Origin of the sequence: Klebsiella sp. CTHL.F3a (assembly GCF_019890895.1) — a bacterium.
In the GTDB taxonomy this organism is placed as follows: Bacteria; Pseudomonadota; Gammaproteobacteria; order Enterobacterales; family Enterobacteriaceae; genus Klebsiella; species Klebsiella grimontii.
The window spans coordinates 147,395-159,742 of the sequence record NZ_CP082360.1 but is presented as its reverse complement, the minus strand read 5'-3'; the positions used below and the strand labels follow the sequence as shown (position 1 = coordinate 159,742).

Genomic DNA, 12,348 nt, shown 5'->3' with positions numbered 1-12,348 from the left:
CGATGTAATGTATTTTCTGCGGCCCGTCACGAAAAAAAACCGCTCTCGCCGCAACGATGCGCTCTGGCCGCCCTCTTTCTTTGATCTTTTACGGTGATTTGATCGATTCAGCTGTAGTAAAATTACGCAAATATTCTGTCTTTGAGCATGAGGTTGTCGCAATGTCGGTTTCTAAAAAACCTATGGTACTGGTGATTCTGGATGGCTATGGCTACCGTGAAGACCAGCAGGATAACGCTATTTATAGCGCTAAAACCCCTGTTATGGACGCACTGTGGGCAAAACGTCCGCACACTCTGATCGATGCTTCAGGCCTGGAAGTCGGTCTGCCGGATCGTCAAATGGGCAACTCTGAAGTAGGCCACGTTAATCTCGGCGCGGGCCGCATCGTGTACCAGGATCTGACCCGCCTGGACGTTGAAATCAAAGAACGCACCTTCTTCGCCAACCCGGTACTGACCGGCGCGGTCGATAAAGCCGTCGCCGCGGGCAAAGCCGTGCATATCATGGGCCTGATGTCGCCGGGCGGCGTCCACAGCCACGAAGACCACATCATGGCGATGGTGGAACTGGCAGCCGAGCGCGGCGCGGATAAAATCTATCTGCACGCCTTCCTCGACGGCCGCGATACCCCGCCGCGCAGCGCTGAAAAGACGCTGGCGAAATTCGAAGACAAATTTGCCGCGCTGGGCAAAGGCCGCGTCGCCTCGATCATTGGCCGCTACTACGCCATGGACCGCGACAACCGTTGGGATCGCGTTGAGCAGGCTTACGATCTGATGACCCTGGCAAAAGGCGAGTTCCAGGCCGATACCGCCGTTGCAGGCCTGCAGGCCGCTTATGCGCGCGATGAGAACGATGAGTTCGTGAAAGCGACCGTTATCCGCGCCGCAGGCCAGGCCGACGCGGCGATGGAAGACGGCGATGCGCTGATTTTCATGAATTTCCGCGCCGACCGCGCCCGCGAAATTACTCGCGCCTTCGTTAACGCCGATTTCGACGGCTTCGCCCGTAAGAAAGTGGTGAACCTCGATTTCGTCATGCTGACCGAATACGCCGCGGACATTAAAGTCGCCTGTGCTTATCCGCCGGCGTCCCTGACCAATACCTTCGGCGAATGGATGGCGAAGAACGACAAAACCCAGCTGCGCATCTCCGAAACCGAAAAATACGCTCACGTAACTTTCTTCTTCAACGGCGGCGTTGAAGAGCCGTTCAAAGGCGAAGAGCGCATTCTGATCAACTCGCCGAAGGTCGCGACCTACGATCTGCAGCCGGAAATGAGCTCCGCCGAGCTGACCGAAAAACTGGTTGCCGCCATCAAGGGCGGTCAGTTCGACACCATCATCTGTAACTACCCGAACGGCGATATGGTTGGCCATACCGGAGTGATGGAAGCCGCCGTTAAAGCGGTGGAAGCGCTGGATCACTGCATCGACCAGGTTAGCAAAGCCGTTGAATCCGTTGGCGGACAGCTGCTGATCACCGCAGACCACGGCAACGCCGAGCAGATGCGCGACCCGGCCACCGGTCAGGCGCATACCGCGCACACCAACCTGCCGGTTCCGCTGATTTACGTTGGCGATAAAAACGTCAAAGCGGTTAACGGCGGCAAACTTTCCGACATCGCGCCGACCATGCTGACGCTGATGGGAATGGAAATCCCGCAAGAGATGACTGGCAAGCCGCTGTTCATCGTGGAATAATCCTTCCCCATGAGGGGAAAGGCGACTTATTCAACTACATGGATCGCAACGGCAGTTCGATCCGTCCTTTACGCCAGCGCGCTTAGCGCTGGCGTATTGCTGTGCGCCGCATCTGCTCACGCCGACGACAGCGACCAGCTTAAATCCATTCAGGCCGATATCGCCGCTAAACAGCGGGCGATTAAGCAGCAGCAGCAGCAGCGCGCTTCCCTGGTCGCTCAGCTTAAAGCGCAGGAGGAGGCTATCTCCGCCGCCGCGCGCAAGCTGCGCGAAACTCAGGAAACGCTGAACCAGCTAAATAAGCAGATCGACGAAATGAACGCCGCGCTGGCTAAGCTGGAGCGTCAGCGCGCCTCGCAGGAGCGTAATCTTTCCGCGCAACTCGACGCCGCGTTTCGTCAGGGGCCACATACCGGTATCCAGATGATCCTCAGCGGCGAAGAGGGGCAGCGTAATCAACGCCTGCAGGCCTACTTTGGCTATCTGAACCAGGCGCGCCAGGAAACCATCGCCCAGTTGAAGAAAACCCGCGAAGACATGGCGGTGCAAAAATCGATGCTGGAAGAGAAACAGAGCCAGCAGCAAACCTTGGTGTACGAACAGCGCGCCCAGCAGAGCAAGCTGGAGCAGGCGCGCAACGAGCGTAAAAAGACCCTCGCCAGCCTGGAATCCTCCATTCAGCAAGGCCAGCAGCAGCTCAGCGAGATGCGGGCTAACGAATCACGCCTGCGCGGCCGTATCGCCCAGGCGGCGGCGGCGGCCAAAGCGCGAGCGGATCGCGAAGCCCGCGAAGCGCAGGATGTGCGCGATCGCCAGCAGGAAGCCTCGCGTAAAGGCACCACCTACAAACCTACCGAAAGCGAACGCTCGCTGATGTCCCGCACCGGCGGGCTTGGCTCACCGCGCGGCCAGGCATTCTGGCCGGTTCGCGGCTCAATTCTCCATCGCTATGGCGAACAGCTGCAAGGTGAACTACGTTGGAAGGGGATGGTTATCGCTGCGTCTGAAGGCACCGAGGTCAAAGCCGTTGCCGATGGTCGGGTTATTCTCGCCGACTGGCTGCAGGGCTATGGCCTGGTGGTGGTCGTTGAACACGGCAAAGGCGACATGAGTCTTTACGGCTATAACCAAAGCGCGCTGGTCAGCGTCGGCACTCAGGTCCGGGCGGGCCAGCCGATCGCTCTCGTAGGCAGCAGCGGCGGTCAGGGCCGTCCGTCGCTCTATTTCGAAATTCGCCGCCAGGGTCAGGCGGTCAATCCACAGCCGTGGTTGGGAAGATAAGTTTTGCTTCAATTTCGCAGAATCGCACTCGCGGTAACCGGTACGCTGGTTATCGCGTCGCCGGTATTTGCCGGCAAACTCTCCATTGTTATCGACGACTTTGGCTATCGTCCACAAACGGAAAACCAGGTGCTGGCGCTGCCAGCGACGATCTCCGTTGCCGTACTCCCTAATGCGCCCCACGCCCGCGAAATGGCGACCAAAGCGCATAATCTCGGCCACGAGGTGCTCATCCACCTGCCGATGGCGCCGCTCAGCAAACAGCCGCTGGAAAAAGATACTCTCCGTCCGGATATGAACAGCAGCGAGATAGAGCGCATTATCCGCGAAGCCTACGGCAAGGTCCCTTACGCCGTGGGGCTGAATAACCATATGGGCAGCGCGATGACGTCGAACCTCTTCGGCATGCAGAAGGTGATGCAGGCGCTCGAGCGCTACAATCTCTACTTTCTCGATAGCGTCACCATCGGCAATACCCAAGCCATGCGCGCGGCGCAGGGCACCGGCGTAAAGGTGATTAAGCGTAAGGTTTTCCTCGACGATACCCAAAACGAAGCGGATATCCGCTATCAGTTCAACCGCGCTATCGCTTTGGCGCGGCGCAACGGTTCCGCCATTGCTATCGGCCACCCGCACCCGACGACGGTGCGCGTGCTGCAGCAGATGGTGTATAACCTGCCGCCGGATATCACTCTGGTTCGCCCGAGCAGCCTGCTCAACGAACCGCAGGTGGATACCTCTACGCCGAACACCGCGCCGCGGGTTCAGCCGCCGCGCAATCCGTTCCGCGGCGTGAAGCAGTGCAAATCTAAACGTCCGCCGGAGCCGGTCAACGCCAGCCGCTTCTTTACCATTCTGAGCGAAAGCATCGCCCAGAGTACGCTGTTGCAGTATTACCAGCTGAAGTGGCAGGGCTGGGATCAGCCCACCAACTAAATCGTCCGGGAATCCGTGTGCTTATCCGCCGCGGATTCCGGCTTGTCCTGATGGGCGTACCAGGCTTTAAAGTATTTAAGAAAGCTGTAAAAGGTCGCGTAAAGCCCGGTGACCACGCCGACCTTGCCCTTTCGCCACGCTCCGCTAAACAGATACCACTTAAAGAAAGCGCCAATCGCGCTGATCGCTCCGCGCCCAAGAGACGGCCTGATCTTCTGATATTTAACCAGCCGCGTGGTGTAGCTATTGAGCTTATTAAACACTTCATGCAGGGAGTAGAAAGTGTCGTGGCGCACGCATCCCGGTAGCCTGGCCGAGTACGAAAAACCGACGACCTGATCGTCTACCGGACGCTCGTTGAACCGGGCGGCAGAACGGTTATACAAGCGAACCGGGAAATCCGGCGAGGATACCGGGTAAATAGTTCGCACCTCTTCACCCAGCACGAACCAGTAGCGCGGCAGACGCCAGGCGCAGGTTGGATCGGGCTCATCCCCCGCCTTCAGCGCCAGAATAGCTGCCACCACCTCGTCATCAAGAATCTCATCGCTATCCATACACAGCACCCAGTCGTGGCTGGCGAGGGAGGTCGCGTAGTTCATCTGCGAGCCGTGAGTGGTATAAGCATGATAGTGAACGGTGAGACCGAACTGTTGGCAAATCTGCAGCGTGGCGTCCGTACTGCCTGAATCGATGACGATAAATTCATCAGCTACCTTAAGCAAAGGTGGTAAAACCTCCCGTAATAAGCGGGATGAATTACAGGTCAATAAGCATACAGAAAGTTTAAGCATAATCTTTGTAGGGTTAAACCATGGTTAAACTGACTGTATAAACGAATAGGCGAGAAAGCGATTTAGAAAAAGTGCGGAGTGGATTAAGTATCACAAAAATGTAGGACAACTCTCAAAAAAGCGCCCGCAGGCGCTTTTTTAAAATGCAGACCGGGGGAAATTAATCCCAGCTGAGAATGACTTTGCCAGACTGGCCGGAACGCATCGCGTCAAAGCCCTGCTGGAAATCATCAATACCAAAGCGGTGAGTGATGATCGGCGACAGATCGAGACCGGACTGGATGAGCGCGGCCATCTTGTACCAGGTTTCGAACATTTCGCGACCATAAATCCCTTTGATAAACAGCCCCTTGAAAATCACCTTGGTCCAGTCGATAGACATATCCGACGGCGGGATCCCCAGCATGGCGATGCGCCCGCCGTGGTTCATGGTATCGAGCATGGTGCGGAACGCCGGCGGCGCGCCGGACATCTCCAGACCCACGTCGAAACCTTCGGTCATGCCCAGTTCGGCCATCACATCGTTAAGGTTCTCTTTAGAAACGTTCACCGCCCGGGTGACGCCCATTTTGCGCGCCAGCTCCAGACGATATTCGTTAACGTCGGTAATCACCACGTTACGCGCGCCAACGTGTTTCGCCACCGCGGCGGCCATCACGCCGATCGGGCCGGCGCCGGAAACCAGCACATCTTCACCGACGAGGTCGAATGAAAGCGCGGTATGCACGGCGTTGCCAAATGGGTCGAAAATCGACGCCAGATCGTCAGAGATATTGTCGGGGATTTTAAAGGCGTTAAACGCCGGGATCACCAGATATTCGGCAAAACAGCCCGGACGGTTGACGCCGACGCCCGTGGTATTGCGGCACAGATGCGTACGCCCGGCGCGGCAGTTACGGCAGTGGCCGCAGGTGATATGCCCTTCGCCGGAAACGCGGTCGCCAAGCTTAAAGCCGCGAACTTCCTGACCGATACCCACCACTTCGCCGACATATTCATGGCCCACCACCATCGGCACCGGAATGGTCTTTTGCGACCACTCGTCCCAGTTGTAGATGTGCACGTCGGTACCGCAAATCGCGGTCTTGCGAATTTTAATCAGCAAATCGTTATGGCCGACTTCCGGTTCCGGCACGTCGGTCATCCAGATGCCTTCTTCCGCCTTCAGTTTGGATAACGCTTTCATCTCACACCCTCAGGCAATGACGCCCAGTTGTTTACCGATGCGGGTAAAGGCTTCCACCGCACGTTCAATTTGTTCAGGGGTATGCGCCGCAGACATCTGGGTACGGATACGCGCCTGGCCTTTTGGTACCACCGGGTAGAAGAATCCGGTGACGTAAATCCCTTCTTTTTGCAGCTCGCGCGCGAACTGCTGCGCCACGGTGGCTTCACCGAGCATCACCGGGATAATGGCGTGATCGGCGCCCGCGAGGGTAAACCCTGCCGCGGTCATTTTTTCACGGAACAGGCGCGCGTTAGCCCACAGGCGGTCGCGCAGCTCGCTGCCCGCTTCCACCATCTCCAGCACTTTGATGGAAGCGGCGACAATCGCCGGTGCCAGCGAGTTGGAGAACAGATACGGACGCGAGCGCTGGCGCAGCCACTCGACAACTTCTTTACGCGCGGCGGTATAGCCGCCGGACGCGCCGCCCAGCGCCTTACCCAGCGTACCGGTGATAATATCGACGCGGCCCATCACGTCGCAGTACTCATGGGAACCGCGGCCGTTTTCACCCACAAAACCCACGGCGTGAGAATCATCCACCATCACCAGCGCGTCGTATTTGTCCGCCAGATCGCAAACGCCCTTCAGGTTGGCGATCACCCCGTCCATTGAGAACACGCCGTCGGTGGCAATCAGCACATGGCGCGCGCCGGCGTCACGCGCCTCTTTCAGACGGGCTTCCAGCTCCACCATATCGTTGTTGGCGTAGCGGAAGCGCTTCGCTTTACACAGGCGCACGCCGTCGATGATCGACGCATGGTTCAGGGCATCGGAGATAATCGCATCTTCTGCGCCGAGCAGGGTTTCAAACAGGCCGCCGTTAGCATCAAAACAGGAGGAGTAGAGAATCGCATCTTCCATACCGAGAAAATCGGCCAGCTTCTTCTCAAGCGCTTTATGGCTGTCCTGGGTCCCGCAGATAAAACGCACGGAGGCCATACCGAAGCCGTGGCTATCCATGCCGCTTTTCGCGGCGGCAATCAGTTCCGGGTGGTTCGCGAGGCCGAGATAGTTATTGGCGCAGAAGTTAATCACCTGGCTGCCGCCGACGGTGATATCCGCCTGCTGCGCCGAAGTAATAACCCGTTCTTCTTTAAACAACCCTTCCGCGCGCGCGGTATCCAGGTCATTGGTTAACTGTTTGTAGAAATCACCACGCATTGCAACTCTCCAGATTCGGCAAAATTTGGCACATATTACCTAAAGCTATACGCTGATACGAGATGATGCATTACTGCATGAATTATTTGCAGCATAAATCACGAGTCCCTCTCTACCTTATCGGCGAATGGCTGAAGCCTTTTCGATGTAGTGATATGATAAGAGCATTCATGTCCGGATTGTCTCTGGACTACCCACTTCAAAGGTTACAGTTATGATCATCGTTACCGGCGGCGCAGGCTTTATCGGCAGCAATATCGTTAAAGCACTGAATGACCAGGGCATTACCGACATTCTGGTCGTAGATAATCTGAAAGACGGCACCAAATTCATCAATCTGGTGGATTTGAACATTGCCGACTACATGGATAAAGAAGACTTTCTGATCCAGATTATGGCGGGCGAAGAGTTCGGCGATATCGACGCTATTTTCCATGAAGGCGCCTGCTCTTCCACCACGGAGTGGGATGGCAAGTACATGATGGATAACAACTATCAGTACTCAAAAGAGGTGCTTCACTACTGTCTGGAGCGTGAAATCCCGTTCCTGTACGCCTCTTCCGCGGCGACCTACGGCGGCCGCACCAGCGACTTTATCGAATCCCGCGAATACGAGCAGCCGCTCAACGTTTACGGCTACTCCAAGTTTCTGTTTGATGAATATGTCCGTCAGATCCTGCCGGAAGCGAACTCGCAGATCGTCGGCTTCCGCTATTTCAACGTCTACGGGCCGCGCGAAGGCCATAAAGGCAGCATGGCCAGCGTCGCTTTCCATCTGAATACTCAGCTGAATAATGGCGAAAGTCCGAAATTGTTTGAAGGCAGCGACGGCTTCAAGCGCGACTTCGTCTACGTCGGCGACGTCGCGGCGGTGAACCTGTGGTTCTGGGAAAACGGCGTATCCGGCATTTTCAACCTTGGCACCGGCCGCGCGGAGTCTTTCCAGGCTGTCGCAGACGCAACGCTGGCTTACCACCAGAAAGGCAGCATCGAGTACATTCCGTTCCCGGATAAGCTGAAAGGCCGCTATCAGGCGTTTACCCAGGCGGATCTGACAAACCTGCGCGCAGCGGGCTACGATAAACCGTTTAAGACCGTTGCCGAAGGCGTAACGGAATATATGGCCTGGCTGAACCGCGACGCGTAAGAAGCAAGCATGAAAATACTGGTGATTGGCCCGTCTTGGGTGGGCGACATGATGATGTCGCAAAGTCTTTATCGTACGCTCAGGGCGCGCTATCCCCAGGCGATCATCGACGTGATGGCGCCCGCATGGTGCCGTCCGCTGCTATCGCGCATGCCGGAAGTCAACGAAGCAATCCCGATGCCGCTCGGCCACGGCGCGCTGGAAATCGGGGAACGGCGTAAGCTTGGGCACAGCCTGCGCGAACGTCGCTACGATCGCGCTTATGTGCTGCCCAACTCGTTTAAATCGGCCCTCGTGCCGTTCTTTGCGGGAATACCGCATCGCACCGGCTGGCTCGGCGAGATGCGCTACGGCCTGCTGAACGATGCCCGCAAGCTGGATAAAGACGCCTGGCCGTTGATGGTCGAACGCTACGTCGGTCTGGCCTACGACAAAGGCGTGATGCGCTGCGCGAAAGATCTGCCGCAGCCGCTGCTCTGGCCGCAGCTGCAGGTACATGAAGGCGAAAAATCGCAGGCCTGTAGCGCGTTTAACCTCTCAGCCGAGCGCCCGCTCATCGGCTTCTGCCCCGGCGCAGAGTTCGGCCCGGCAAAACGCTGGCCGCACTATCACTACGCCGAACTGGCGAAACAGCTGATCGACGAAGGCTTTCAGATCGTGCTGTTTGGCTCCGCGAAAGACCACGAAGCGGGCAATGAAATCCTCGCCGCCCTCAATACCGAACAGCAGGCATGGTGCCGCAATCTGGCCGGGGAGACTCAACTTGAGCAGGCGGTCATTCTGATCGCCGCCTGTAAAGCGGTGGTCAGCAACGATTCCGGCCTGATGCACGTCGCCGCCGCGCTCGACCGTCCGCTGGTGGCGCTCTACGGGCCCAGCAGCCCGGACTTCACTCCACCTCTGTCGCACAAAGCGCGCGTGATCCGCCTGATCAGTGGCTACCACAAAGTGCGTAAAGGCGACGCCGCCGAAGGCTATCATCAGAGTTTGATCGACATTACGCCACAGCGCGTGCTGGAAGAATTAAACGACCTGTTGCTGGAAAAAACGGAACAAGAGGAAGACTAACGGATGCGGGTACTGATCGTAAAAACCTCGTCCATGGGCGACGTGCTGCACACGCTGCCCGCGCTGAGCGACGCCGCGCTGGCCTTTCCCGGCATTCGTTTCGACTGGGTGGTTGAGGAAGGCTTCGCGCAGATCCCCTCCTGGCATGAGACCGTCGACCGGGTCATCCCGGTAGCGATTCGCCGCTGGCGCAAGGCGTGGTTTTCCGCGCCGATCAAAGCCGAGCGTAAGGCTTTCCGCGACGCCGTACGGGCGGAAAAATATGACGCGATCATCGATGCTCAGGGGCTGGTGAAGAGCGCCGCGCTGGTCACCCGGCTGGCCCGCGGCGTGAAGCACGGTATGGACTGGCAAACCGCCCGCGAGCCGCTGGCCAGCCTGTTTTACAACCGTCGCCACCATATTGCTAAACAGCAGCACGCCGTTGAGCGCACCCGCGAGCTGTTCGCAAAAAGCCTCGGCTACGCGAAGCCGGAAACCCAGGGCGACTACGCGATCGCCCGCCATTTTTTGCGTCAGACTGACCCGTCCGCTGCGCCGTATCTGGTGTTCCTCCACGCCACGACGCGCGATGATAAGCACTGGCCGGAAGAGAACTGGCGGGCGCTTATCGCCCTGCTGACCGACAGCGGCGTACGCATCAAACTGCCGTGGGGCGCCCCCCATGAAGAGGCGCGGGCCAGGCGCCTGGCGGAGGGGCACGATTTTGTCGACGTCCTGCCGCGCATGAGCCTGGAGCAGGTAGCAGAGGTTCTGGCAGGCGCGCGCGGGGTGGTTTCCGTCGACACGGGGCTGAGCCATCTTACCGCCGCGCTCGATAAACCGAACTTCACGCTGTACGGCCCGACCGATCCGGGGCTGATTGGCGGCTACGGTAAAAATCAGTACGTGGTGCGCCCGGAAAGCGGCAGCAGCACGGGGGATATACCCGCCTCCCGGATTCGGCAACTGTTGAAATCTCAGGAACTGGCTTAATGGGTTCATTATTTAAGCAGATCTATCGCTACACGCATCGACGCGCCTATCGCCATAACGAAAATCTCTGGCCGTTTACCCATATCACGCGCGCGGCGAGCGGTGAAATCCGCACCCTGAAATACAAAGGAAAAACGGTGCCGCTGGTTAATCTCAGCGAACTGAAGGATAGCGCCCAGGGCGAGGTGCTGCTGACCGCCACCGGCCCCTCTACGCGCCGTATTGATTTCACGCGGCTGCCGAAAAGCGTTCCGGTGATGGGGGTGAATGGCGCCTGGCATCTCTCTGATAAAATTAAATTTTCGTTCTATACCATTGTCGATATGGTCTTTTACGATAAAAAGCCGGACGTGATTCGTTCAGTGATTAGCCAACCCGATCTCGTGCTCTTCACCACCATGCACGGTATCGCCAAAATCCTCGACCGCCACGGCGCAGAGCTTCGCTGTCGTTTGGCATTAATTGAAGACGCCTGTTATAAAATTTATCAGCCCAAAGTCGCCAAAAGCGCGATGCCGCAGGTCTGGAAAGGCGTTGCGGCTTTACGCTTTCACCCGCAGCGGCAGGATATTTGCTTTAGCACCGATATCCGCCAGGGCATTTTCGATGCCGGAACCGTGGTCTACTGGGCCCTGCAAATTCTGATGTGGCTGGGATTTAAAACCATTCTGATAAGCGGTCTGGATATGAGTAACTTCAACCAGCCGCGATTCTACGAAACGGAACAGGATAAACTCCCCTCCTGGCTGGCAAATAAGGTGGATGACCTGGTCATGCCGTCCTTTTCGCACGCTGCCAACGTGCTGCAACAAAACCATATTCGGGTCGTTAACTTCTCTTTAGAAAGCGCGGTTCCGGAAACGATTTTCGCAAAGGTTTCTTTTGATGAGTACTTTAAAAATAAGTAGTTACGCCAGACAGGGCTACACCGTTTTCTTCACTTTGTTTCTGTTTTTTAGCGCTGTTTTTTGCGTATCAACCCGGACAAACAACCTTCTTCATTTATCTATTTTGCTGTTTTTGCTTTCACTGCTTAACCAGGTTAACCGTCAGGCAATAGCGGAAAGCATCCGCCAGCGGTGGCCGGTTTATAGCCTGCTGGTGGTATTCTGCGTTTACTATGCCCTGAGCAACATTTGGGGGCAGACGCCTCAGCATATCGACTCGCCGCTGACGCACGGCGCCTATTTAATTTTTTATCTCCTGCTGCTAACTACCCTGCTGGGCGACACCCGAACCCGACATCTGGCGCTGCTGAGCGTCGTTGCCGGGATCACGGTGCTCTCCATCTGGACGATGGCGATCGATTTCACCCTGGTCCTCAAAGAGCGCCTGGTGTCACCGGGCAATCCCGGGCCGACCAACGTTATCGACCTCGCAGGCTATTGCGGTATCGGTATCCTTATTTGCGCGATGCTGCTGAAGGAGAAAGGCAGCCACCTGCTGTATGTGCCGATGGCCATCATGCTGGTGATGCTGTTTCTGACCCAAAGCCGCGGCCCGATTATCGCCCTGCTGGTGGCGTTTGTTTGCACCCTGCACCTGCACGTCTTTACCCGCCGCAATCTTTTGATTGTCGCCGCGTTAGCATTGGTTCTGGGCGCGCTTTTCCTCTTTACGCCAACGGGAGACCTGCTGCTGGCGCGCTTTGAAGAGCTGGGCACACAAAGCGGATTGCGCTTGAGTATCTGGCGCCATACGGTCCAGGAAGTAGCCAGCCAGCCGTGGCTGGGTCGTGGCTTTGACTACGAGCTCAACTTTACCAACTACAGCGGCGAGCATATCACCACCACCCACAGCGTCTATCTTGGCGCACTGCTGAAAGGCGGCATCATCGGCCTGGCGCTGCTGCTGGCGGTGATTGCTGGAGGGTTATGGCAGGCATGGCGTAAACAGCAGGATGGCCGCTACGGGCTGGCGATTTTTATCTATGCGCTGATTTTTATGGCTTCGCAGGGCATGTTTATCATCAGCAACCCTCGCGAAAGCTGGCCGCTGTTTTGGCTACCGCTGGGCATTGCGCTCAGCGGCGGCCTGAAGGCGAAACGCTAA

At 57.1% G+C, this 12,348-nt stretch carries 11 protein-coding genes; 8 read left to right on the top strand and 3 right to left on the bottom strand.

Features of this window, described 5'->3' with window-relative positions; all coding sequences use genetic code 11:
- Window positions 1–161 precede the first annotated feature (161 nt).
- Genes gpmM through K7H21_RS00745 form a run of 3 tightly spaced genes read left to right on the top strand, consistent with a single transcriptional unit; the run spans window position 162 to window position 3,923 of the window.
- Window positions 162–1,706 carry a 2,3-bisphosphoglycerate-independent phosphoglycerate mutase gene (gpmM, locus tag K7H21_RS00755; RefSeq protein ID WP_004126585.1) on the top strand — a complete coding sequence of 515 codons (1,545 nt, stop codon included), beginning with the start codon at window positions 162–164 and terminating at the stop codon, window positions 1,704–1,706.
- 9 nt (window positions 1,707–1,715) lie between these two features.
- Window positions 1,716–2,987 carry a murein hydrolase activator EnvC gene (gene envC, locus K7H21_RS00750; protein WP_004126588.1) on the top strand — a complete coding sequence of 424 codons (1,272 nt, stop codon included), beginning with the start codon at window positions 1,716–1,718 and terminating at the stop codon, window positions 2,985–2,987.
- A 3-nt stretch (window positions 2,988–2,990) separates the two neighbouring features.
- Window positions 2,991–3,923 (top strand): divergent polysaccharide deacetylase family protein, encoded by a 933-nt coding sequence (locus tag K7H21_RS00745; RefSeq protein ID WP_004126591.1) that lies wholly within the window; start codon window positions 2,991–2,993, stop codon window positions 3,921–3,923.
- Here K7H21_RS00745 and K7H21_RS00740 read toward each other — a convergent pair.
- The 3 genes from K7H21_RS00740 to kbl form a co-directional block, all read right to left on the bottom strand.
- Window positions 3,920–4,717, bottom strand: coding sequence for a glycosyltransferase family 2 protein (locus K7H21_RS00740; protein WP_112166030.1), 798 nt, complete (start codon window positions 4,715–4,717; stop codon window positions 3,920–3,922). The two genes, K7H21_RS00745 and K7H21_RS00740, sit on opposite strands and share 4 nt — an antisense overlap.
- Window positions 4,718–4,877: 160 nt before the next feature.
- Window positions 4,878–5,903, bottom strand: coding sequence for an L-threonine 3-dehydrogenase (gene tdh / locus K7H21_RS00735; RefSeq protein WP_004126597.1), 1,026 nt, complete (start codon window positions 5,901–5,903; stop codon window positions 4,878–4,880).
- A gap of 9 nt (window positions 5,904–5,912) precedes the next feature.
- Window positions 5,913–7,106: a glycine C-acetyltransferase gene (gene kbl, locus K7H21_RS00730; RefSeq protein WP_142445862.1), complete on the bottom strand. Its 1,194-nt coding sequence runs from the start codon at window positions 7,104–7,106 to the stop codon at window positions 5,913–5,915.
- A 214-nt stretch (window positions 7,107–7,320) separates the two neighbouring features.
- Between kbl and rfaD the strand changes: the two genes are divergently transcribed.
- From rfaD to K7H21_RS00705, 5 genes are read left to right on the top strand one after another with little or no spacing between them, the layout of a single operon-like run.
- Window positions 7,321–8,253 carry an ADP-glyceromanno-heptose 6-epimerase gene (gene rfaD, locus K7H21_RS00725; protein WP_004126603.1) on the top strand — a complete coding sequence of 311 codons (933 nt, stop codon included), beginning with the start codon at window positions 7,321–7,323 and terminating at the stop codon, window positions 8,251–8,253.
- 9 nt (window positions 8,254–8,262) lie between these two features.
- A complete protein-coding gene (gene rfaF / locus K7H21_RS00720) occupies window positions 8,263–9,321 on the top strand; it encodes an ADP-heptose--LPS heptosyltransferase RfaF (RefSeq protein ID WP_004126606.1) in 1,059 nt (352 codons plus the stop codon).
- Window positions 9,322–9,324: 3 nt separating this feature from the next.
- Window positions 9,325–10,296 (top strand): lipopolysaccharide heptosyltransferase RfaC, encoded by a 972-nt coding sequence (rfaC, locus tag K7H21_RS00715; protein WP_004126608.1) that lies wholly within the window; start codon window positions 9,325–9,327, stop codon window positions 10,294–10,296.
- Window positions 10,296–11,204, top strand: coding sequence for a hypothetical protein (locus K7H21_RS00710; protein ID WP_004126611.1), 909 nt, complete (start codon window positions 10,296–10,298; stop codon window positions 11,202–11,204). Before rfaC ends, K7H21_RS00710 begins: the two co-directional genes overlap by 1 nt.
- A complete protein-coding gene (locus K7H21_RS00705) occupies window positions 11,182–12,348 on the top strand; it encodes an O-antigen ligase family protein (RefSeq protein ID WP_176690152.1) in 1,167 nt (388 codons plus the stop codon). The genes K7H21_RS00710 and K7H21_RS00705 overlap by 23 nt, the downstream gene beginning before the upstream one ends.

Bases quoted from the DNA above. Each gene is read 5' to 3' on its own strand.
- gpmM (WP_004126585.1), top strand. From the start codon at position 162: ATGTCGGTTTCTAAAAAACCTATGGTACTGGTGATTCTGGATGGCTAT.
- envC (WP_004126588.1), top strand. From the start codon at position 1,716: ATGAGGGGAAAGGCGACTTATTCAACTACATGGATCGCAACGGCAGTT.
- K7H21_RS00740 (WP_112166030.1), bottom strand. From the start codon at position 4,717: ATGCTTAAACTTTCTGTATGCTTATTGACCTGTAATTCATCCCGCTTA.
- tdh (WP_004126597.1), bottom strand. From the start codon at position 5,903: ATGAAAGCGTTATCCAAACTGAAGGCGGAAGAAGGCATCTGGATGACC.
- kbl (WP_142445862.1), bottom strand. From the start codon at position 7,106: ATGCGTGGTGATTTCTACAAACAGTTAACCAATGACCTGGATACCGCG.
- rfaD (WP_004126603.1), top strand. From the start codon at position 7,321: ATGATCATCGTTACCGGCGGCGCAGGCTTTATCGGCAGCAATATCGTT.
- rfaF (WP_004126606.1), top strand. From the start codon at position 8,263: ATGAAAATACTGGTGATTGGCCCGTCTTGGGTGGGCGACATGATGATG.
- rfaC (WP_004126608.1), top strand. From the start codon at position 9,325: ATGCGGGTACTGATCGTAAAAACCTCGTCCATGGGCGACGTGCTGCAC.
- K7H21_RS00710 (WP_004126611.1), top strand. From the start codon at position 10,296: ATGGGTTCATTATTTAAGCAGATCTATCGCTACACGCATCGACGCGCC.
- K7H21_RS00705 (WP_176690152.1), top strand. From the start codon at position 11,182: ATGAGTACTTTAAAAATAAGTAGTTACGCCAGACAGGGCTACACCGTT.